Raw genomic sequence first — 21960 nt, forward strand, 5'->3', positions numbered from 1 at the left:
AAGCAATAGTCATTTGCGATTCCGCCGGATTGTTGCCGCCATCCCCCGAAGTTAGCATCGGTTCATCGTTGCAACTCACCAGGCCTTTGGCGCGAGTTCGAGACAGTCCGCATCGTCAACCTGTCGCTCCGCTGATCGTCATTACTCTCGATCTACTTCGGATACTCCAATGTCGACACTCTTCAATGAATTGCGCCTGGGCGACACCACGCTCAAAAACCGTATCGTCATGGCGCCGCTGACCCGTTCGCGTGCACCGCATGACGCCGCCGATGAACGCGTGGCGTTGTATTACGCACAACGTGCCACTGCAGGCTTGATCGTCAGTGAGGGCACGCCGATTTCCCGTGAGGGTCAGGGTTATCTGTTCAACCCAGGTATCTTCACTGCCGAGCAGATCGCTGGCTGGCGCCTCACTACCGACTCGGTGCATGCGGTGGGTGGCAAGATGTTTGCGCAGATCTGGCACGTCGGTCGCGTCTCGCATCCGTCGATTCAGGACGGTGGAAAACTGCCGGTGAGCGCCACGTCGAAGCGAGCAGTCGGCGCGACAGCGTTCGGTTATGACGCTGACGGCAAGCCGGCGCTGGTAGAGCCGCCGGCGCCACGCCAACTGGAAACGGCCGAGGTTTCGCGGATCGTCGGCGAGTTTGCGCAGGCTGCGGAAAACGCGATCGAGGCGGGTTTCGATGGCGTGGAAATTCACGGCGCCAATGGTTATTTGTTCGAGCAGTTCATGAACCCGCTGGTCAATGACCGAACCGATCAGTACTCGGCGGATCAGCTGGAGAATCGTCTGCGCTTTACGCTGGAAGTGATCGATGCCGTGGTTGCGCGGATTGGCGCAGGCCGAGTCGGTATTCGTATTTCGCCGTATGGCCAGTTGTTCGATATGCCGCTGTATGAGCAGATCGATGAAACCTATACCGCACTGGCAACAGAGATTGGCGCGCGGCAGTTGGCTTACGTGCATGTGATGGATCAGTCCGGGTTTCCTGCGCCGGGTACCGAGGGCGGTGGCGGCGGGCCGAAGGCAACATTCCTTGATTTGCTGTCGACCATCCAATCGAAACTGCCGGACACGGCGCTGATTCTGGCGGGCGGCATGTCGCGCCAGCGTGCGGAGGATCTGATCAAGGACGGCATCATCGACCTCGCCGCGTTCGGCACCGCTTACATCAGCAACCCTGATCTGGTGGCGCGGCTGCAAAACAACTGGCCGCTGACCGAAGCCAGGCGTGAAACCTTCTACGGCGGCGGGGCCGAGGGTTATGTAGATTACCCGCCTTACAAAGGCTAAGTAGCCGCTGAAGTATTGGCAGCCGCCACCGTTATTCGGGGCGGCTGCTTTTTCATGTCTGCTGCAAACAGCCCTGAAAAAATCTCGCGGCGGGACAAGCAGACGAAGTTCTGCTGTAGTTCAAATCAACTCGATGATCGGAATTCCTTATGCACCTCAAAGCGCACCGGTACTTCGCCATGGTCGCCGTGACTGGAAGCTTTTCGGCGACAGCTCGGCACTTCCGCGTGCCGGCGTCCTCCGTTTCGCGATTCATCGCGGCGCTGGAGCGCGAGGTCGGTCAGCAGCTGCTGTATCGAAATACTCGTGCGGTCAAACTGACGGACGCGGGGGAGCGCTATTACCTGCAGATCCGTGAAGTGCTCGAACTGCTCGATGCCGCCGATGAGGAAATCACCGGCAAAGGGGGCGAGGTTCGTGGACTGGTGCGGATTAACGCGCCGGTTGCGTTCGGCAGCCTGCACATCGTCAAACTGTTGAACGGACTGTATGAGCAGTATCCCGAGCTGACGGTCGAGCTGACGGTCACCGATGCTTTTATCGACCCGATTCAGGAGGGCGCCGACATTATTTTTCGGGTCGGACGATTGGGCGACTCTGGATTGATCGGCCGCAAAATCTGCGATCAGCAATACGTCTTGTGTGCCAGTGCAGACTATATAGCGAAGTATGGCCAACCCGCGTCGCCGCAGGAGCTGCGCAATCATGCCTGCCTGGTCTACAAGGGGACCGGCGGGGCGCAACGCTGGTACTTCAGAAAGCCTGGCAGCGACGCGGCCGAGCTCATCGACGTCCACGGCCCGCTTCGAAGCAACAATGGTCAGGTCTTGGTGGAAGCCGCGCTGGCGGGCAGGGGGATCGTGTTTTTTCCGTCCTGGCTGTTCGGTCGCGAGAGTTTCGTCAGCCGGCAGCTCATTCGGCTTTTACCGGATTGGGAAGGATCGGTGGAGCAAACGCCCAGTCAGATCCATCTGCTTTCGCCGGAGAATCGTCTGCGTTCGCAGAAGGTACGCGCGGTATGGGACTACTTCATTAAAGCGATCGGCACTCCGCCTTATTGGGATGATTTGGCGGATTCTCGGGGCGAGGGTGATGTTTAGGCGTTTCAAAATTCTGACCGATTGCGGCATGCCATCCTCGCACTGACCAACACCATTTGGCCGCCGGAATGAAAGCACTTTGAAATTCAAAAGTGCTCGATGGCTAGCGTTCAAATCTTCCAAACGCCGGATGCATTCTTTCACTCCAAAGCCCACGCAATGACGCCATTCGCCCGAATGCGAACGCTGGGCTCCACGTATTTGCCTAAGGCCTATCGCGTGAGTAGAATGCGATTAATTATCAATTATGTACTTTCCGGGATTCCGATGGGCAGCGACGAAACGCTAGGTACTGCAGATCTGGGGCTGCTTTATCGCACCCACCATTCGTGGTTACACGGCTGGCTGATCCGACGCATTGGATGTCGCGATAACGCTGCAGATCTGGCGCAGGACACCTTTGTACGTCTGCTCAAATCGCGTCAGTCCAGCCCCTTGCGCGAGCCACGCGCCTATTTGAGCAGCATCGCCCGCGGGCTGATGATCGATCAGTATCGTCGTCGCGAACTCGAACGTGCCTACCTGGAAAGCGTCACGCTGCTGCCTCAACACGAGGTTCCCTCGGAAGAAAGCCGGCTGCTGATTCTGGATGCGCTCGAGCGCATAGACCGCATGCTCGGTTTGCTCAAACCGAGAGTTCGCCAAGCGTTTTTATTCGCCCGACTCGACGGTCTGACGTGCGCGCAAATCGCCGAAAAGCTGGGTGTTTCCCGCGCGACGGTGGAACGCGACCTGGCCACGGCCCTGCAACATTGCTATCGCTTGCGTTATGTCGAGTCGTGAGTCGCAGGCGCTGGATCCGGTCATTGTCGAGCAGGCGATCCAATGGCTGGTGCGCCTTCGCTTCAATCAGGCCGATGAACCCACACAGCGCGCTTTTGAGCACTGGCTGCAGCAGCGCCCGGAGCATGTGTTGGCGTGGCAGCGTGTGGAGACGCTTGGGGATGAATTCGCAGGCGTGCCGGTTCAACTGGCCCGACAAACCCTCAATGGCAGCAATCAAGGCATGCGCCGGCGGGAAAGCCTGAAGCTGCTTGGCCTATTAGCGACTGTTGGCACTGCAGCCTGGCTCGGCCGCGACTACACACCCGTCCCCGCCATGCTTGCGCAACAACGCAGTAGCACCGGCGAGCAGCGACGCGTCCAGCTCGATGACGGCAGCCTTATCCAGCTCAATAGCGACAGCGCTGTCGACAGTGATTTCGATGCTCAGCGACGGCTGATCATCCTGCGACGTGGTGAAATCATCGTGAATGTCGGCGCGGATGAGCACTCGGCGCACACGCGTCCCTTCTGGGTACAAACACGTGACGGGATCATGCGCGCTCAGAGTTCGCGCTTTCTGGCTCGCGAACGTGACGATGGCACGCTGGTCGCGGCTCAGGAAGGGTCAGTCACGGTTTTCCCCGGCTCCAGCCAAACGCCTGCGGGCCGCAGCGTCCAGGCAGGCAATCAGCTGCTGTTCACATCAAGTGGCGCCCGCATGGTCCGGGACAACGGCCTTGATCCATGGAGCTGGGGCGACGGGGTAATCAGTGCGCGCAATATGCGCCTCAATGATTTCATTGTGGAGTTGTCGCGTTATCGTCCCGGCGTATTGCGCTGCGCCGACGAGGTCGCTGATCTCCGCGTTTCCGGCACCTTTCAGCTCGCCGACAACGATCAAGTCCTGGCATTGATCGCGCAATCACTGCATTTGCACATTGATTATCGGACCCGTTATTGGGTGACCGTGACCGCTGCCACCTGAGTCCATCACAACTTTTTTGCGCCGCCTGAAAATTAATGAGGTGGTTTCGCATTCTCGTTCGACTTCTAAGGAAGGCCGGAATACAGGCCAGTCTGCCGATGTCCTTTCTTGGAGCGAGAAAATGAGTTCGTCCCCGGTTTCACAGCGCCATCCCTTAAATCGTGCCTTGCAGGGCGCGATGTTGGGTTTGATTGTCAGCAGCTACGCATTGCCATCGCTGGCGCAAACGTCGAGCGCTGACCACAGCAATCCAGTCAAGCAATGGAACATCGCGGCCGGCCCACTGGCGCCGGCGCTTGATCGCTTTGCGCGTGAGGCCGGCATCAGTCTTTCCTTCGACGCGTCGAGTGTGGCGAACCGCACCACTGCTGGCGTGAATGGCACGCTTGAAACGTCGGCCGCGCTGTCATCGTTGCTGCAGGGCAGCGAATTACAGATTGAACAGCAAGGCCCGAATGCCTACCTGTTGGTCCCTCAAGTAAAGACCGCCGGCCCGCTGGAACTCGACGCAACGGACGTCGAAGACTATCGCCTTGCGCCCCTCATCATCAATGCCAAGGTCAGGGTCAGTGCCGACGACGACGCCAACTCGGTGGTCGCCAAGGAGCTCTGGGTTGGCGGCAAGGTAGCAACCAGCATTCTCAATACCCCGGCATCGGTGTCGGTTGTTACCAACAAGGAAATGGAACAGCGCAGCGTCAGCACCACGGAAGAGGCGCTGCAATACACGCCCGGCGTGATCACTGACTTCTATGGTACGGATGACCGCAACGACTATTTCCAGATCCGCGGCTTTCAGGCCACCACCTACCGTGACGGCTTGACCCTGAGTTCGATGCGCGGCGTACGCGAAGACCCGTTCGCTTACGAGCGCATCGAGATTCTGCGTGGCGCCAACTCCACGCTGTTTGGCCCCGCGGACCCGGGCGGTTCGGTGAATTTCGTGACCAAACAGCCGCGCTTCGAGCAGTTTGGCCAAGGCTATGTGACCTACGGTTCGTTTGACCATGTCGAGACAGGCATTGATGTCGGGGATGCGCTGAACGACGAGAAAACCCTCGCTGGCCGCTTCACTGCCAAAGGCCAGAACAGCGACCGCGAATACGATCACTCGCAGGACGACAACCAGTTGTTTATGGGTGGCCTCACTTGGGCACCGACGGATTACACGTCGGCGACGATGATTCTGGACTACCTGAAAACCGAAAGTTCGCCCAACAGCGGTGGCTATCCGCTGGACAAGGAATACGACCGCAAGAAGTTTTATGGCGAGCCCAGCTACAACTTTCACGATGTCGAGCGCACCAGCCTCAGCGGCAACGTCACCCATGACTTCGACAACGGCTTCGTATTGCGCAGCAATCTGCGCTACAGCAAGTTGACCGATGATTTTGGCTACGTATATCTGAGCGACAGCGCCGCACGGGTCGGTACCACCGTTGACCGCTATCAGTTTGGAACGGACACCGAAGCCGACCAGTTCAACGGCAATCTGATGCTGCAATACGATGCCCGCTTCGAGAACATCGACAGCAGCAGCCTGGTGGGCGTGGAGTACCTCGATTCGACCACCAGGGAAAGCTCGGTCTACGCCCCGACGACCTCGATTGACATTGCAAACCCAGTGTTTACCGGGGTTTCACGCTCAATCGCGCCGTATGCCGTCAACAAGCGAGACGCGACCACCAAGGCCGTATTCCTGCAGCAGAACCTGTCGTTCTACGAGCGTTTCATCGTCACCGGCGGTGTGCGCAATGACTCGATGGACCTGACCAGCAAAGGCCTGGAATCCACTGAGAAAGACACCTTCTCCGAAACCTCCTACCGAGGTGCGCTGACCTATATCGTCAACGATGAAGTGTCTACCTATGTGAGCATGGTCGAATCCGTTTCGCCGCCGCAGGTTGGCGTCACGCCGCAGACGGGCAGGCAGTACGAGATAGGCGTGAAATATGCGCCGATGGGGATGGACGCCCTGTTCTCCGCAGCCGTTTATGACCTGACCCAGGAAAACGTCACCATCGCCGTGGTGCTGCCGAGCGGCATCATTGAGCAACAGACAGTAGGCGAATCGCGTGCGCGTGGCCTCGACCTGGAGGCCAAGGCGCAAGTGACGCAGAACCTCAGCCTGATCGGTGGTTACTCCTATATGGAGTCCGAGGTACAGCGCGGTTCGTTGTACGACGGTAGTTCCCTGAAGGGTAATGAATTCGCCACGGCACCCAAGCATTCCGCTTCGCTCTGGAGTTATTACGACGTGCCCGCCACGGATGTCAGCGTTGGCCTGGGTGCGCGCTACGTCGGCTCTTACTACTTCGATGCCGCCAACTCCGGCAAAAGCGATGGCACCACGCTGTTCGACGCCGCGTTCAACTACAAGATCGCCAAGGGCACCGACCTAGCGGTCAACCTCAGCAACCTGCTGGATGAGCAGCACGTGGTCGGTTCCGGCACCGCAAACTTCTACAACCCGGGTCGCGAGATTACCGCCAAAGTGAGTTACAAGTGGTAAGCAGACGTGTAGGCCTTTTTCCCCTGTAGGAAGCGGTGCCCGCTTAACTGCGGGCACCGTCAACCTGGCCAAAACCCGCCGCTCATTGCTGGTAGCCGCTGGCCACTCAGATCAGGACTTAAGGTGCGGCTGAGCGGTTCTTCCCCTGCGTACACGGATTAAAACTCTCGCGAATACTTTGGCTGGTTCCTACATAGGCTTGGGTACCTGGAACCGCCACAGCCGAGTAATTCTTGCGATCGGTTTCCCTGATAAAACTTCCTTGCTCAGCCGTGAAGCTCTCAGTGCCTACTGGTACCAGTACGTTCAGAAACTGGGCCTTCTTGTCGAGGGCCAAGGCACCTCCTGGGGTAATCGGCGCAAGCATGGCGAACCACCGATCACTGAACAGGTAGAAAATATCGGCTGCGGCTCTGCCACTTCGCAGGTGGGCACACTGCACATCGCCGGCGTTGATGACTTCAGCCTGCTGGTACATGCCGCCCTTGTACAAGGCCAGTACTAGCTTGCTCTTGGTCAGCACACCCAGGCCTTGCTTGGGTTTGCACACTTGCAAATCACCATAGGCAGACAAGCACCAGTTGGTCTCGGTGATAGTGACGATTTCGTCTGCGTTGAGCTTCAGATCGCGCTCGATATTGGCGCGGGCTTCCGGGGTTTCATAGGGGATGGTGCATGCGCTTAATAGAGCTGCGAGGGTAAGGGCGAGTAGCGGGGTTCTCATCAAGCGTCCTTTGCTGCTGGAAGGTATATATAAATGACGAATATTTTTTTGCGAATCTTCGCGGCGGGGAATTATACAGATCGCGCTGCGTTCGAAACGCTGCTGGAGAATCTGCCAAGGCTCGTCGTTTGAATTTCTCGACAGCTCGCGAGCGAAGTCTGATCTCCAGTTCGAACCAAAGACGCTGCCAAACATCGGCGTCCTTGACGGCAGTGTCCTGCCACAGGAACTCTGTTTGTGCGACAAACGCCGCCCGTGCAATCAGATCTTCTGATGCTCGTTCACCGAGCGTTTTCCAGTCATTACTGACATTCAATGAACGATTATTTCTAGTCGTGTTACAGCGCTGAACCTGTGCTCGCCAGCCTCTTTATAAAACGTCTGTGCCGGGATAGAGATCCGCAGGTGGATGGTAATCGGGATCCTCGAAGCGGCTATTGTTGTAATGGGTTTTGGCCGTCGGCCCTTCGCCCTTGTACGTCACCTGCGAGTTTGGCGTGAGATGCCACCCGTCTCCGTCCTTGTCGCGCTCGATCAGCGACGGGTACAACGTACAGGTGCCTGCGGAACCTGATGTCAGCCTGAACTGGTAAAAGCGCCCGGCTTGCGGCGTGAACTTCGCTGTGACGGAGCACGTTTGCGTGCGTGCGCCCTCCCAGAATATACCCACGTGCGTTTCGATTCCGGGGCGGATCCGGGTTTCGTAATAGTCCGACGTGAGGTTTTGCCCTGCTTTGGGCATACCTTCATCCTGCGTGTGGATGAACGGAAGCGGCCCACTGCGAATGACGCCGCCCGAACGCTTACCGTTTTCGTACTGGTACAGATCGGCGTGCTGAGTGAAATTGACGATACGTATCCAAGCGGGGTCGGGCTGGTTTTCAGGTGCGGTGAAGTAATCGGTGTGGGGGAAATACTGGCAGCCTGCGAACAACGGCAGAGTCAGCAGGCAGAGCGTAAAGCGTATCGACATGGAGCCTGTCCTTTTGCAAAGTCAGGGTAGAGACCGCAGGAAAGAAGGAGCATTGCGGGAAAGGTGAAAAAAATCGTTTAGGCCGTTAGCGACAGCAGGGGGAGGGCGCCGCACGGGCGTTCTGAGAGCCAACTGATCGCTGCAATATCGTCTACATCCAAGAAGCATTTCATCTCATCGCCCGGGTCTCGCTTCAGTTCGGAAAAACTTTCATCGCGAAACATCCGCGCCACGTTTTTACTTATCTGCACTGTGTGGAGCGGACTTTCCATGTACCATCAGCGCGGGCTGATGCTGCCCGCCGCTCGCTTCCGAAAGGAAAGGTGAAAGCATTGCTTCTCTTCCCAGATCCTGTCGCATCTCTTGAGAGTCGAGGTTTGGCAACGCGAGCACCGAAATGCCTCGACGACAGGAGGAACGATGTTTTCAATCGAACAAGCCAAGCAGATGGCCAAGAAGCTGCGTGCTTCGCTGGAGTCGCGCAATCAAACAGTGAGTCACTCCGCGGCCCTGGAAACAGTGGCGCACCAGTTGGGCTACAAGGACTGGAACACTGCGTCAGCGATGCTTCCCCAGGAAGTTACCCAACCCGCCATGACATTCGACAAAGCCATCCCGATATTGCGGATGTTCGACGAAACCAAGGCGCGCGAGTTCTACCTTGATTTTCTTGGTTTCAGCGTCGAATTCGAGCACCGGTTCGAAGCGGATCTACCGCTGTACCTGGGCATCAGCCGCAACGGTCTGCAGCTCCATCTTTCCGAACATCATGGCGATGCGAGCCCGGGATCGACGATATTCGTCCCGATGCAAAACATCGAACTACTCCGGGACGAATTACAGAGCAAACGATACGGCTACGGACGTCCGGATATTGTTCAACAGGGCTGGGGTCAGGTTCTGGAGGTTTATGACCCATTTGGCAATCGAATTCGATTCTGCCAAAGCTGATCATGGTTTGCGGGCTGGGGAGACCTGGTCCGCTTTGGTTCGATTGTTGCTCTTAGTGGGGGGCAATAATCGGCCAGAAGCGGTCATCCTCCACCGCTAGGTGTCGACCCATTGCGGCCATTTGCAGGAGCCACCAAAATCGGAGGACTGTTGGTGGTGAGGTGACGCATAGTGAGGATTGAAGTATCAGAAGAAGCCGACTGGAAGCTTTTCGAGGACGTGGCCCGGGTTCTTGAGAAAGGGCTGGGCGGTTGCTGGAAAGAGAGGCTCGATAGCCCGGACCAGCGCTATTGGGATCTGGTGGTGGATGAACACACGCTTACCCTGCACCTTGAACACTATTTAGGCATTTCAGTGGTCATTCCCGATGGCGCAGATGAGATCGCTCGAAGAATGTGTGCGTTGCTCAAGCAGCCTACTTGCGGGTAAGCCCGCTCTAACAAAGATAACAATTGATCTAAATGGCAGCTGTGGGTCGATTTCTGCCTGTAGGTACCCTCTGCTTTTGGCTGAAAGCTGTCCCACATTAATATCAGCTATCCGCCTAACTCGATCGCTCAAGATCGTTCGACTCCTTGTAGAAGATCACTTGTTACAAACCCCACCCCGCAATGATCACAGTAAAATCCGTCAACTAGCTGCTCAAGCGGTGCCGCGTTCAGGAGGGCAGGCTTGCATTCATCAACTGCTAGCTGATCCAGGCGTCGGTAGCCTGCTTTCTCTTCTCCATCGAAGCGTTTTTTTGGGCTTGCTGCTCCAATCAGAATACCTTTCGGTCTGACGTGTCTGGCTGTAGCACAGCGTGGGCAAGATTCCATAGTGTTTTGTTTCACTACCTGATATCCGGAAGGTCTGAGAGTAGTAATGCTGTCATCCTTTTGCACTCAATGGCGTTTGCATTCTACCTCCCTTGATGGCCTGCTATTGGCCGGAAACGGTCGTTTGTGAGCGGCTGCTTTCGGCCAGAAGCGGACAGTCAGGAACGACTGCTTCCGACCCATAGCTGCTCTTCGGAACGGGCGGAGACTAGGCCAGTAACTGTCATGTGACGATGCCCGCACTTCAAAGCAGGAGTCAATTGTTATGCGGTATCTGCCTGGTTCCTCCTGTTTTTGAGAATTTTGTGAAGGGTCAATTTAGTTCGTGCTACTTGATATGGAGTCCCACTTCGTTGAGGGTGTACTTGATTCTACTGGACGCGCGACCAGTGCAGAGCATATTGAGTAAAAGCAAGTCATTTACTCCGCAAAGCTTCAGAATTATAGCGGGATAGATATTACTAAGGGCATTGTTTAGCGAGTAGATTTTTCCTAGAAAATCTCCGTAACCTCCGGGCGCTCGCTGCCCTCCAAAATGTGAAATGTCATTACGTTTGCCAGCGCATTCGTTACAAAAAACGCGAAGTGATTCAGCTGGAAAATTTAACGGCAAAAGTTTTATACATTCAACCAAGCGTTCAGCGAGAGAGGGCTCGGTAGAATGCTCAAGTTTAGCTTCCAACCATTTTCGATCCTTGGCCAATGTTATTTGCCCAATGATACGTTGAGCTTTCAGCTCTAGCTTCGTGGGAGGCGCGTCTTTATTCAGTGTGCGATGCAACGATTCGAGCCCCCATATTAAATTAACAAATCGATGCTCTACGTATAGCTCGACGCCACGGCGCGTTCCTAAATACAGGCTCATTCCGGGCCCTAATTCCTCCCTTTTAATTTGCCACTGTTGAAAAAGATGACCAAATTCTTCTCGAATAGTTGGAAATGTTAACAAGCAATTATGGCGTGTGGGTGGAGCCGCTGAGTTTCTAGATCTTAAAAAATAAAACCTATATGATTTAGTGTTGCTTGCAGTGCGGCCTATCGTTAGAGATGGCCACTCCATGTTATAGTCTGAACCAGTTAAAATTAAGAAAAAATCAGTGATAGAGAAAAAGTACTTTTTAAGCTCCGAGGATGTTTTTTTAAGTCTGGATAGATACTTAAAGCTGATTTTCTCAGCGATGTTTATTGCGTGATTTTTTTGATTACCGAACATTGGAGCAAGCAAGTCAAACTCTACTGATATAGTACTGCTATCTTCTAGTGTGTATTTGATATTTTTCTGTGTCTTGTGGGTTGCTACTAGCTTTCTTTTTGTTCTACTCGTTTCAATGGAGCCCAAGCCTAGCCAGTCCTCAAATCCAGTCAGCGGAATTGAAAGACCATCAAACATTATCTCCCCTTTCGATTCGGGGAGCGGTTTAGAACCAATTAAGCAATTTGTTGCTCCATAGTTTTCATAAGAAATACCACCGAAGGATGCTTTGCCTCCTTGGGTATAGACGTCCGTCAATAGCACATGCTCGCTTGAGTTTTTGAGCCGGCCTTCAATATCAGGGCATGAATTTCCCGACCCCACAAAAATTCTGGACATCGGGTGATCCGCTGAAGGTAAATACCCATGCAGCTCAATGCTTATTCGTCCGTCATCAGTAATTATCAAGTCACCTGCTACTGCTGACTCCGGGACAATATCGTCCTCAGGAATCGGCTCATTTCGCCACCAAAAGTAGCCGCTTTCCTTAATCGTCTTGCTATCCATAACGAACCCTGTTTGTCATGTTTGGGTGCTTGTAGGCTTGGCAGGCTACTCAGCGAGACCTCAAGGTAGCCAGTAAAGAGGCGCACGTCGACTGCCCTACTGATTTCTCCAACGCGACTAATGCAGGAACAAAAAAGGTCGTTTCGATCTCCTTCATACGCTGCATGCCTAGACAAGTGGCAGTGTTCGCCATCTGACGAACCAGAGACGCGCAGGCCAAAAGCGGCCGTTCGCAAACAACCATTTTGATCCATAGTGCGTTCCAACGTAGCACCTAGGAGGTACTTACTTCTAATCGATTGGATTGGGAAATCAGGTAGGATGGCAAAGCTGCTGCGGCCCGCGCCGGGACTGCACCTGACCCGTTTTGAGACCCGCTATGACTAGGCATTCGGAAGCCTTCATTGATCTTGATCGAACTTTTTCCAAAATTCTCATGGATGGCGATGTTTCTGACGATGCGGACCTGAGCGTTAGGACCCGAACAAGCGGGGAGCTCCACTGGCCAGATTTGCTCAGCTACCACCGAGTAATACTGCTGTCCGAGGCGGGCTCAGGCAAGACGGCTGAAATTCGAAATGTTACCCGTCAACTCCGAAGAGAAGAGAAAAGCGCTTTCTTTCTACGGATCGAAAACATCATGTCCGAATTTGAAGATGCCTTCGAGGAAGGGACATTCGATGAATTCGAACGCTGGCTTACTTCAGACACCGAAGGATGGCTGCTCCTGGACTCAGTTGACGAGGCCCGGTTGGGTGATCCAAGAGAATTTGAGCGGGCAATCCGTAAGCTTGGGCGGTCGATCAAGACCATTGGAGCTAAGGCGCATATTCTTATCACAGGGCGTAGCACGGCCTGGCGCGCAAGCACGGATCTAGCGATTTGCGAGAAGGCCTTTGAGTTTGAGGCCCGGGTTCGTCAAGCAATTCCAGCAACAGCAGATGATCTTGATGGTGTTGTACAAGCGACAGCAAGTGAAGCAGAGCTTGGGGCATCGTTTCTCGTGGTGACGTTGGACGATATTCATGGTGAGCAGATTGATCGCTTCCTAGAGGCGACTGGCGTCCAAGATGTAAAGGCATTCCGCACCGCTGTAGAGCGTAAAGAAGCGGAATCGCTAACTACCCGCCCATTGGATTTCTTGGAGCTTGTCGATTTCTGGCATGAACACGAGCGAATAGGCACAAGGTTGGAGTTGATGAAGAGCAGCATCAATCGTCGACTTGAGGAGCGCGATCAGAATCGCGCCGAGTTTAAGCCAATTGCTCCAGAAAAACTGCGTGAGGGAGCACGCCTCCTCGCTGCTGCGACAACTTTGGGACAGATGTCGACAATATGTGTCCCTGACGGTGAGGCTAATAAAACAGGAATTTCCGTTCGCTCAATACTGAAGGGTTGGAATGACACGGATGCCGGAGCCTTGCTGAGTAGACCTATTTTCGAACCTGGCATTTATGGAACCGTACGATTTCACCATCGTACCGTCCGGGAATACCTAACGGCAGAATGGCTCAATAACCTTATCCGCGGCGCCGCCTCGAGAGTAAAAATCGAGAACTTGTTCTTTCTTACTCAGTACGGGCTGCAGGTGATCAATCCTTCAATGCGTCATGTGTTGCCGTGGCTAGCACTTTTGGACGAGCGAATCCGTACGCGGCTAGAGGACCTAGCTCCGGAAGTCTTTTTTGAAGGAGGCGATCCTGGTCAGCTCCCGTTGAGTACCCGCCAGAATATTCTTCGCAAGGCTTGCGAGCAGTTAGCTCAGCCAGCTCACAATTGGACGATTACCGACTATTCGGCAGTCCAGCGATTTGCGCATCACGATCTTGCAGAGGACATCAACGAGCTATTGAGGCTTTATCGTACCAACGATGACATCGTCTGGTTTCTGTTGCGAATGGTTTGGCACGGCGAAGTGATAGATTCGCTTGAGGAAGTAAAACAATTCGCGCTCAGCGCTACGCAAAAATACACTCGTTTGGCTGCTATACGTGCAGTCATCGACCTGGGAACATCCCAGGATGTCGCGGATGTGCGTCTGGCGCTTTTGGAAGGACCCTCCAACGTCGATCGGGAATGGTTGGCTGAGATGATTGAGGGACTTTCGCTCAACAGCGACTGGCTACCTTGGCTTCTAAAAGCGATTGAGAGAACAATTGAAAAGGAACACTTGAGCGGTAGCGATAATTTAACGAAGAAGCTGTCGTCTTTAGCATCTGATTGTCCTCTGGAACAACTTCCAGCATTTATTCACGGCCTTGGCTTGCTATTGGAGAAGCCTCCATTTGAAGAGCATGGTTTCAATTCTATCTCGAAGGTATTTGGTTGGCTTGCAGAGGTCGCTGGCATATCGGTACTTCGTTTGTTGAAAGCGCGCGACCTATTTGCGCTCAACGAATCGGTGCTCGCGATTCTAAGCAAGTTGGCTCAGGCACATGTTTATGATGAACGAGATATCCAAGGGCTTAGACAGAAGCTGCAAGAGATCGTGCCTACGTGGCCAGAACTCGATTACAGACTGTTCTGGTATGACGTCAATGTAGCTCGTAATAGTCGGGTGCATCGCGAACCCGTTACACACGTCGGTCAGTTGCTGGGGTTCCAACCATTCTGGTCGTTGAACAAAGAAAACTTCAGCTTTGTCTGCGAGCAAATCGCGAGTCTCACGGATATGCAAGACCGCCTTATGGCGCTAAGCATGGCTTTTAATATCTACACCGAGCACGCGAAACCTTCTTCTTGGATAACTCAGCTCAGGCAAGCTACCGAGTGCCACGCCGATCTTCGCGCGCGCCTCGAAAATCTCTTGAATCCACCGAAGCAAGGGATTGAGGAGTGGGAATTAAAATCGGCTGAGTGGAAAGAAAAAGCCGCTCGACGACATGCCGAAGAGGCAGAACACCGTCGTTCTTGGCAAGTAGGTCTCGCTACTAACGTAGCTCTGATTAATAGCCCTGAGCAGGGTGTGATGACTAAAAACCAAGCTTACCTGCTGGATCGCATGCGTGAGAGCTCATCATCCTCAAATACATGGAGCAGCGGTGATTGGCCCTCGCTCATTGCCGAGTTCGGCTTACCGGTTGCTCAAGCGTTTCGAAACGGCGCTGTTGGCTTCTGGCGGGGCTATTGCCCAACGTTGCCCTCAGAGGGGGCTGCTGCCAATTCGACCCCATATCAGGTGATTCTGGGACTCACAGGTCTCGCTATTGAGAATAGAGAAGAACCTTCTGTGTTTGCACATATGTCCGCAGAAGACGCTCGGAACGCAGCTCGTTATGGATTACTTGAACTAAATGGCTTTCCGGAATGGCTTCCCAAGCTATTCGCACTTCATCCGCGACCAGTGCAAGAAATTGTGGCTCATGAAATCCAATATGAGCTAGATGGCTTGGATTTGGACACTAGCGGAAATCGCGTCCTGCAAAGGTTGCGCTGGGGTGGAGACTGGATGTATGAGGAACTAGCTGCTCCACTCATGGCTCGGCTAGAACAACCTATCAAACATATTGAGTCTCTCCAGCTTGCGCTCAGCATCGTTCAAGATTCGTCGATCAATGATGACTTGCTAGGCGCGCTAGCTTGCAGGCATGCCTTGGGAGAGAGCAATCCTGATATCGCACCTATTTGGTATGCAGTGTGGGTTGGAGCGCAACCCTCTGCGGCTATAACAGCATTGGCATCTCGTATCGACTCTCTGTCATCTGATGAGGAAAAGGCGAAATTCGCCATGCTCACTCTCAAAGCTCTCGTAGGCAGCCGAACAGCTAGTCGCTGCCGCCAGAGCTACAAAACTGTTGAACATGCTAAGACGTTGTACCTGCTGATCCATAGATATGTACATATTGCAGATGACATTGACCGCGCAAGCACAGGGGTCTATTCACCCGGACTTCGGGATGATGCTCAGCATGCCCGTGATGGGCTTCTAGCGTTCATTAGGGAGACTCCTGGCAAACAAGCATTCCTTGCCCTGATGGAAATCGCCAAGGCCCACCCAGCAGAGATGCTTCGCCCTTGGAGCGCATTTTATGCTCAGCAGAAAGCGACAGCCGATTCTCGAACACCTCCTTGGCAGCCAGAGATGGTCATAGACTTCCACTGCTACTTGGAAAGGATCCCTTCCACACATCGTCAACTTTGGAATCTTGCGGTTGAACGGCTTAACGATTTGAAGCACGACCTCGAGGATGGCGATTCGAGCATCGCGGAAATTCTGTTACTAGCTGAACAAGAGAACACCATCCGAAAATACATCGGAAATTGGTTGAGAGATCGTGCGGCTGGGCGCTACGCCATCCCACAAGAGGAGCAGCTAGCGGACGATAAACGCCCAGATTTTAGAGTCCATGGCGTCAGTTTTGATGCCCCAGTGCCTGTGGAGCTCAAGCTTGCGGATAAATGGACTGGAGCCGAATTGATTGAGCGGCTAGAAAATCAGCTTGGACGAGATTACCTACGTGACGTCCGCTCGAGCTGCGGAGTTTTTTTACTTGTCAACCATGGCGGTAAAAAAAGTTGGAGTCTTCCTGGGAAAAAGAAGGTTGCCTTTAAGGATCTTATCGATGAACTGCGGCAACAGTGGATTTTATTATCCCCTAATTTTCCCAATATAGAGGACATTGAGGTCATTGGAATCGACTTGACCACGCGAGGCGGTATGGCTGCCGTCAAGACGATAAAGAATAATCAGGCCAAGGCAACATAAGAGAACGCTAAAGCAGGTATGCGTACCTCTGTCTGGAATAAAATAGTAGTACTGAATGCTAGTATTAGGCCTAAATCCCTTCTTCTGACCGACTGCTTTTGGCCGAAAGCGGCCCTTCAATAAGGGTGGCTTCGGGCTGAATCAGTAATGGTTTGTACGAGAAAACCAGGAAAAAATCAGGCATTTCCCTCGAATAAACATAACTCGGCAAGCGCGTTTAAATTACACAACCCGTTACGCCACAAAGGCTACAACGCCTTGCGCCGTTGCCTACGCGTACGCCAGAATCCGCCGGCATACACGACTATGCAGCGGGCTATATCGTTTCCCCGTCACTGAAAAACAGTGATCGGGTTTGGTAGCCCGGTGTTAGTTGTACAGCCCACTGTCGTCGAGATTTCTCGCTCGATTATGGTGGCCATGTATAGGGCGTCCTAGGGCGCGCCGGAGCCTAACACCCGGTCTACCAACCTCTGCATGGCCGCCACCCTTCGTTTGGTAGCGAAAGGGTGAAGCCTCCATTAATAGTGTTAGGAGCTTCATCTATGTTCAAAGTTACCCCAAACCCACCGGACGCCGATCCGATCCCGTACGACCCAACCCTCGAGCCTCAAAAGATAAGAGAGGCGACTGACCGCGCCATCAACTTTTATCTCAACCCCGGCTCACTGAAGCTCTCAATCCCATCCCGCAAAACCAGCAAGATCTTCCTCATCGATCCCGCCGTGGACGAAGAAACTCTGCTCCTCGAAGCCTGCGAGTCATTGGCCGCCGCCAGTGACATGGCACGTGACATGAGCGATGTCGTCGACAACTCACAACGCCGAACCATGCTGATGCTGCATCAGGTGATCATGCTGAGTGAGTTGATGGTGAATCGAGTCCTGGATGGCCGCCGCTTGCCGAACTAAGCGCTGCGTCATTGACGGCTAGGCCGCGAAACTCTGTGTAGGAGCTGCCGTAGGCTGCGATCTTTTGATTTGTTTTTGATTGTTGAAGAGCAGATCAAGGGATCGCAGCCTGCGGCAGCTCCTACAGGGTGGGGATTCATATTTCTTTTGGAGTGCCTTGATGGGCGCTTGTGGAGTTTCAGTTGATGTCCGAAACCACTAACAGTCCGCCGGTGACAGATCCGGCGTCGCCGTATGAATCATTCGATTCGAGAAAGCTTCATGCGGCGGCAGAGCGGGCGCTTGATCATTATCTTGCGCCTGAGAAGATCATGGCGACGCCGTACAGCCCCAGCACTTTGTTCATGGTCAACCCGCAATCCGACACTGAAACGTTGTTGGTCAATGCCTGTGAGTCTTTGGCCTCGGCAACGGTGATGCTCGGTGATTTTGCCGGGATGCTGGAAGGGCCGAATCGCAATACGTTGTTGGGGATTGCGCAGGTGGTGATGTTGGGGGAGTTGGCGGTGAACAAGGCGTTGGATAACGTCGAGTTGAAGCAGCCGGCCTAGGTTTTGTGCCTGGTGGATTCGGAATAAGTGGCTAGGGTGCGAGGTCCCTAGCCACGAAAACAACGCGCAAAAGGGGGACGGGTTTATTGTCTGAAATAAATCCGTCTCCCTTTTTTGGGTGTGATGCAGAGTACTGTCAATGAACAATGGCCATTCAAGCGTTAATGGGAATTTGTGTTAATTGCGAATGGGTTTGTATAGCATGCGCGGGAGTTTTTGGCGGATTTACTCCCTGTATTGGCCTATTCGTAAAGGTTTCTCTCTTCATGCGTCGTACCCTGCTTTCCATTTGTGTGCTGCAAGTGTTGTCGCCTGCCTCTTGGGCTGAACAAACGGAGGGATCTCCCTCAACGCTGGAGTTGGACGCAACCGATGTTATCGGTACTGCGAATTACGAAAGGGCGGACGGCCCGGTGCAGGGTTATCGGGCGACTCGCTCAGCCAGTGCCACACGCACCGACACGTCGATCCACGAAACCCCGCAATCGATCAGTGTTGTTTCGAAAGACGCGGTCGAGGATCTGGGCGCCACCCGTTTGCAGGACGCGCTCGATTACGCCGGGGGCGTTGGGCGGGCGAACAATTTTGGTGGTCAGGGCCTGACCACGTTCACCGTGCGTGGCTTCACCACCGGCGAGTTTTATCGCAACGGTTTTCCGATCAACCGCGGCTATCCGAACATGCCGGATGCCAACACCATTGAACGCCTCGAAGTGCTGCGCGGCCCGGCCACCATGCTTTACGGTCGGGGTGATCCTGGCGGTACCTTCAACGTGGTGTCCAAGCAGCCGTTGCCCGAGCGCACCGTCACCCTGGGTAGCCAGCTCAACGATCAGGGCATGAAGCGCGGCACGCTGGACGCTTCCGGTCCGCTCGACGAGGAAGGTCGTCTGGCCTATCGGCTGAACGTAGTGGGCGAGGGCGGCGACACCTTTCGCGATCACGTCGAAACCGAGCGCTACGGCATCGCGCCGGTGCTCACCTGGCAGGCAACCGATGCGACCAAGCTGGTTTTCGAAGGCGATTTCATGCGCAACAACGCGCCTCTGGATCGAGGCGTTACCCGCTACGCGAAACAGACAGGTACCGCCTCGCGCGACAGTTTTTTTGGCGAAAAAGACGCTGGCAAACTGCATAACGACAACAACATGGCGCAACTGCGTTTCGAGCACATGCTCAACGACGACTGGACCCTGGGCGGCGGTTTTCAGTGGCTCGACGGATCGCTCAAGGGCAACGCCATCGAGGCCAACGGTATTGCCGCTGACGGCCGCACCCTGGGGCGCAATTTCAACTATCGCAAGCTGGAGTGGACCGACAAGGATACCCAGCTCAATCTGACCGGGCATTTCGATACCGCAGGTTTGCAGCACACCTTGCTTACCGGCATCGAGTATGAGGATTACGACTACAAGTCGATCATTCAACGCTCCAGCGGAGCCGTCGGGGCCTATCCGATCGACATCTTCGAGCCGGTGTACGGCCAGCCGCGTCCGGCACTCACCCGCACGCCGACTCACGACAAGGAAAACCTCAAGACGTATGCCGCGTTCGTGCAGGATCAGGTGGCGTTGACCGACAAACTGAAAGTGCTGGCCGGAGCGCGTTTCGAACGCTTCGAACATGACTACGAAACCTACGTGCCCGGCGCCAAGAGTTGGCAGGCGAGTGACAATGCGGTGACGCCGCGCATCGGCGTCACCTACGACTTGACCGACACATTGGCGGTTTATGCTGACACCGCTCGCTCCTTCAAGCCGAACACCGGCGCCAGTCGCCAGGGCGGTGGGTTCGAGCCGGAGAAAGGCAAGTCTTACGAAATGGGGATCAAGTGGGAAGCGCTGGATCAGCAGTTGAGTGTCGACGCGGCGGTCTATCAAATCGACAAGCGCAACGTGTTGACCACCGACCCTGTTGATTCAACCTTCAGCGTTGCGGCCGGTGAGGTACGCAGCCGTGGTTTCGACGTCAACGTTGCCGGCAACCTGACGCCCGAATGGCGCGTGATTGGCGGCTACGCCTATGTCGATGCCGAAGTGACCAAAGACAATGTACTGCGCTCTGGCACGCGACTGATGAACATCCCGAAAAACAGCTTCAGCCTGCTGAACATGTATGAGTTCCAGGACGGCACCCTCAAAGGGCTGGGCTTGGGCACCGGGCTCAAGTACGTCGACGAGCGCGCCGGACAAACCGCCAACACCGCGTTTTCCATGGGCAGCTACACCGTTGTCGACCTGCTTAGCTTCTACAAGATCAATGACCAGGTACGGCTCAATCTTGACGTGAAAAACCTCTTTGATCGTGACTATGAAGAGGGCGCATTCGGTAACGTCTACGCCTATCCGGGGGCGCCGCGGACAGTGCAGGTTGGTATTTCCTATAGCTTGTAGCTTGGAGTGTTGGTGAACGCTGTAGTGCTCCGATTCCTCAGGGTACGTCGCGGCCAGGTCCAGGATGAAGGTTGCGCTCGTCTCCTGCCATTCCTCGAAGCTATTGAGCTCGCCGAGGATCTGTAGCGCTTCATCAAGTGCTCTCGAAAACTGTGAACGAGCGCTTCTCGGCGCCGATCCGATCGAGCAGCGCGTTCTCCTTGGCGCGCTAGTCCTTCTGCAATTCTGCATTGTTCTTGGCCATGGCCCACCTCTTCAATTTCGCTGGCCGGCACGTCACCCGGTGGTGTATCTACGCCTCAACTCACACTGGCAGGAGGCCGCCATGGGCTTACAGAGCAGACGAATCAGTGAAGCTGGACAAGGTCTTCTGCTTGCGTCAGATCATCGATCTCGCCACCTATTTGGACTGGGTAAACCGGTTCACTGATCTGTCCGGCGTTGTGTGAAGCCCACGGTCGCTGGGGTAATAGCAACAGTTGATAAAATAAAGCTCCCGCCGATGCGGTTCAGTCAGGCTGATCTATAGTAGTGATGGCCTAGTAGTATTTTTTGGCCATCATCCTTGTAGGAGCGAAGAAGATGAGATATGGAATGTTTGTTTTTGCGACAATCTGCTCACTGATTTTGCTATCTGGTTGCTCATATATCTTGCCGAGACAAGTGGCAGTGCTTGGTGAAGACTCTAAAACCAATAAGTGTAATGCAGGTTACAGCGTCTATTACTATAGAGATGCTGATGTTGGCATATGTTTGCCAGAGATTATGGCTGTATATACGCACTGTGTTACAGAGTTGACGGTTGCTAATTCGTCTTTCAAATTTGACGAGTCAGGTACTCTGAAGTCTGCAGAGGTTCTTGATAAAGTAAAAGGCTTGGAACTGACTGCTCAGCAAAAAAGAGACTTAGTCAAGGTGTTTGCTGATAGCGGCAGTATTGGTGTTGCGAGAGGGAAAGCTATAGATCAGTGCTATATTCTGACCGCCGATGTCTACGGGAGTGGAGCTGCTACAGTAAAAGAAGTAGATGGTTCATTAACTCGTGATGCCATGGTTCCACTCAGATCTACAATAAAGCTTCCGCCCCTTCAGCAGTAATGGCTAGAAGGGAGTTTTGGTCGGAGTAAATTTGCTGATGGTCAAATTTAATTTAAGTAGGAAAATCGCGGATCTAAATTTTGGGGCGAATTTTCCATCTAGTGAGCATCATCGCCAAGATCTCGTTTCAACTCGGCCAAGCTCTTCTTTTGAAACATCCGCGCCACGTTTTCGCTTATTTGCACTTTATGGCGCGGAATTTCCATCGCTTGAAACGACAAGGTCGGCCCGAGCGCACGAGCGTTTAAAATCAGGTTCTGCACGCCCTCGCTTATTTCCTCGATATCGTTCTAGGACATTAGGTCTTCAAGCAACTGCCGTGTACCAGTCGTAATCGGTGTCGCAACTCTTTCTCATCGTATTCGATCCGCTTCTCCGCGGCCTTCGCCGATCGCTCTTTTCCAGTCTTGGCCAT

The 21960-nt window shown here is 54.1% G+C and carries 16 protein-coding genes; 12 read left to right on the plus strand and 4 right to left on the minus strand.

All coding sequences use genetic code 11. From position 1 onward, the window contains the following. Nucleotides 1–169 precede the first annotated feature (169 nt). The 5 genes from PMI37_RS11155 to PMI37_RS11175 all read left to right on the plus strand — a co-directional run bounded on the left by PMI37_RS11155 (nucleotide 170) and on the right by PMI37_RS11175 (nucleotide 6662). Nucleotides 170–1300: an alkene reductase gene (locus PMI37_RS11155; RefSeq protein WP_008080744.1), complete on the plus strand. Its 1131-nt coding sequence runs from the start codon at nucleotides 170–172 to the stop codon at nucleotides 1298–1300. A gap of 149 nt (nucleotides 1301–1449) precedes the next feature. Beyond that, complete coding sequence (locus PMI37_RS11160; RefSeq protein WP_008080745.1) at nucleotides 1450–2400, plus strand: LysR family transcriptional regulator; 951 nt, start codon at nucleotides 1450–1452, stop codon at nucleotides 2398–2400. 267 nt (nucleotides 2401–2667) lie between these two features. Beyond that, nucleotides 2668–3183: a sigma-70 family RNA polymerase sigma factor gene (locus tag PMI37_RS11165; RefSeq protein ID WP_008080759.1), complete on the plus strand. Its 516-nt coding sequence runs from the start codon at nucleotides 2668–2670 to the stop codon at nucleotides 3181–3183. Further along, nucleotides 3170–4150, plus strand: coding sequence for a FecR domain-containing protein (locus PMI37_RS11170; protein WP_008080761.1), 981 nt, complete (start codon nucleotides 3170–3172; stop codon nucleotides 4148–4150). The genes PMI37_RS11165 and PMI37_RS11170 overlap by 14 nt, the downstream gene beginning before the upstream one ends. A 121-nt stretch (nucleotides 4151–4271) precedes the next feature. Beyond that, nucleotides 4272–6662 (plus strand): TonB-dependent siderophore receptor, encoded by a 2391-nt coding sequence (locus tag PMI37_RS11175; protein ID WP_008080764.1) that lies wholly within the window; start codon nucleotides 4272–4274, stop codon nucleotides 6660–6662. Nucleotides 6663–6780: 118 nt separating this feature from the next. Here the strand turns inward: PMI37_RS11175 and PMI37_RS11180 are convergent, their stop codons facing one another. Next, nucleotides 6781–7581 (minus strand): hypothetical protein, encoded by an 801-nt coding sequence (locus PMI37_RS11180; RefSeq protein WP_008080769.1) that lies wholly within the window; start codon nucleotides 7579–7581, stop codon nucleotides 6781–6783. A gap of 175 nt (nucleotides 7582–7756) precedes the next feature. Then, nucleotides 7757–8359 carry a hypothetical protein gene (locus PMI37_RS11185; protein WP_008080770.1) on the minus strand — a complete coding sequence of 201 codons (603 nt, stop codon included), beginning with the start codon at nucleotides 8357–8359 and terminating at the stop codon, nucleotides 7757–7759. 420 nt (nucleotides 8360–8779) lie between these two features. On the opposite strand from PMI37_RS11185, the gene PMI37_RS11195 reads away from it, so the two are divergent. Together PMI37_RS11195 and PMI37_RS11200 are read left to right on the plus strand one after the other, a co-directional pair. Continuing rightward, nucleotides 8780–9310 (plus strand): glyoxalase superfamily protein, encoded by a 531-nt coding sequence (locus tag PMI37_RS11195; protein ID WP_008080772.1) that lies wholly within the window; start codon nucleotides 8780–8782, stop codon nucleotides 9308–9310. Nucleotides 9311–9481: 171 nt separating this feature from the next. Beyond that, nucleotides 9482–9739 carry a DUF3630 family protein gene (locus PMI37_RS11200; protein ID WP_008080773.1) on the plus strand — a complete coding sequence of 86 codons (258 nt, stop codon included), beginning with the start codon at nucleotides 9482–9484 and terminating at the stop codon, nucleotides 9737–9739. A gap of 717 nt (nucleotides 9740–10456) precedes the next feature. Here PMI37_RS11200 and PMI37_RS31850 read toward each other — a convergent pair. Beyond that, the gene (locus PMI37_RS31850) at nucleotides 10457–11887 is read right to left on the minus strand and encodes a HEPN domain-containing protein (RefSeq protein WP_008080775.1); all 1431 of its coding nucleotides are present in this window, start codon (nucleotides 11885–11887) and stop codon (nucleotides 10457–10459) included. A 379-nt stretch (nucleotides 11888–12266) separates the two neighbouring features. On the opposite strand from PMI37_RS31850, the gene PMI37_RS11205 reads away from it, so the two are divergent. From PMI37_RS11205 to PMI37_RS11225, 5 genes are all read left to right on the plus strand, one after another. Beyond that, complete coding sequence (locus PMI37_RS11205; RefSeq protein ID WP_008080777.1) at nucleotides 12267–16592, plus strand: NACHT domain-containing protein; 4326 nt, start codon at nucleotides 12267–12269, stop codon at nucleotides 16590–16592. A gap of 545 nt (nucleotides 16593–17137) precedes the next feature. Next, nucleotides 17138–17503 carry a DUF6124 family protein gene (locus tag PMI37_RS11210; RefSeq protein WP_008080779.1) on the plus strand — a complete coding sequence of 122 codons (366 nt, stop codon included), beginning with the start codon at nucleotides 17138–17140 and terminating at the stop codon, nucleotides 17501–17503. A gap of 185 nt (nucleotides 17504–17688) precedes the next feature. Next, nucleotides 17689–18054, plus strand: a complete 366-nt coding sequence (locus PMI37_RS11215) for a DUF6124 family protein (RefSeq protein ID WP_008080780.1) — start codon at nucleotides 17689–17691, stop codon at nucleotides 18052–18054. Nucleotides 18055–18320: 266 nt separating this feature from the next. Then, on the plus strand, nucleotides 18321–20447 hold the full coding sequence (locus PMI37_RS11220) for a TonB-dependent siderophore receptor (RefSeq protein ID WP_008080781.1): 2127 nt from the start codon (nucleotides 18321–18323) through the stop codon (nucleotides 20445–20447). 582 nt (nucleotides 20448–21029) lie between these two features. After that, nucleotides 21030–21545, plus strand: a complete 516-nt coding sequence (locus tag PMI37_RS11225) for a hypothetical protein (protein WP_157173082.1) — start codon at nucleotides 21030–21032, stop codon at nucleotides 21543–21545. A 98-nt stretch (nucleotides 21546–21643) separates the two neighbouring features. Here the strand turns inward: PMI37_RS11225 and PMI37_RS32230 are convergent, their stop codons facing one another. Next, nucleotides 21644–21808 (minus strand): hypothetical protein, encoded by a 165-nt coding sequence (locus tag PMI37_RS32230; protein WP_238552701.1) that lies wholly within the window; start codon nucleotides 21806–21808, stop codon nucleotides 21644–21646. Between the last annotated feature and the right edge of the window lie 152 nt (nucleotides 21809–21960).

Source organism: Pseudomonas sp. GM80 (assembly GCF_000282515.1).
GTDB lineage: Bacteria > Pseudomonadota > Gammaproteobacteria > Pseudomonadales > Pseudomonadaceae > Aquipseudomonas.

Excerpts from the sequence above, each read along its gene's own strand:
- PMI37_RS11155 (WP_008080744.1), top strand. The coding sequence starts at position 170 with ATGTCGACACTCTTCAATGAATTGCGCCTGGGCGACACCACGCTCAAA.
- PMI37_RS11160 (WP_008080745.1), top strand. The coding sequence starts at position 1,450 with ATGCACCTCAAAGCGCACCGGTACTTCGCCATGGTCGCCGTGACTGGA.
- PMI37_RS11165 (WP_008080759.1), top strand. The coding sequence starts at position 2,668 with ATGGGCAGCGACGAAACGCTAGGTACTGCAGATCTGGGGCTGCTTTAT.
- PMI37_RS11170 (WP_008080761.1), top strand. The coding sequence starts at position 3,170 with ATGTCGAGTCGTGAGTCGCAGGCGCTGGATCCGGTCATTGTCGAGCAG.
- PMI37_RS11175 (WP_008080764.1), top strand. The coding sequence starts at position 4,272 with ATGAGTTCGTCCCCGGTTTCACAGCGCCATCCCTTAAATCGTGCCTTG.
- PMI37_RS11180 (WP_008080769.1), bottom strand. The coding sequence starts at position 7,581 with ATGTTTGGCAGCGTCTTTGGTTCGAACTGGAGATCAGACTTCGCTCGC.
- PMI37_RS11185 (WP_008080770.1), bottom strand. The coding sequence starts at position 8,359 with ATGTCGATACGCTTTACGCTCTGCCTGCTGACTCTGCCGTTGTTCGCA.
- PMI37_RS11195 (WP_008080772.1), top strand. The coding sequence starts at position 8,780 with ATGTTTTCAATCGAACAAGCCAAGCAGATGGCCAAGAAGCTGCGTGCT.
- PMI37_RS31850 (WP_008080775.1), bottom strand. The coding sequence starts at position 11,887 with ATGGATAGCAAGACGATTAAGGAAAGCGGCTACTTTTGGTGGCGAAAT.
- PMI37_RS11205 (WP_008080777.1), top strand. The coding sequence starts at position 12,267 with ATGACTAGGCATTCGGAAGCCTTCATTGATCTTGATCGAACTTTTTCC.
- PMI37_RS11210 (WP_008080779.1), top strand. The coding sequence starts at position 17,138 with ATGTTCAAAGTTACCCCAAACCCACCGGACGCCGATCCGATCCCGTAC.
- PMI37_RS11215 (WP_008080780.1), top strand. The coding sequence starts at position 17,689 with ATGTCCGAAACCACTAACAGTCCGCCGGTGACAGATCCGGCGTCGCCG.
- PMI37_RS11220 (WP_008080781.1), top strand. The coding sequence starts at position 18,321 with ATGCGTCGTACCCTGCTTTCCATTTGTGTGCTGCAAGTGTTGTCGCCT.
- PMI37_RS11225 (WP_157173082.1), top strand. The coding sequence starts at position 21,030 with ATGAGATATGGAATGTTTGTTTTTGCGACAATCTGCTCACTGATTTTG.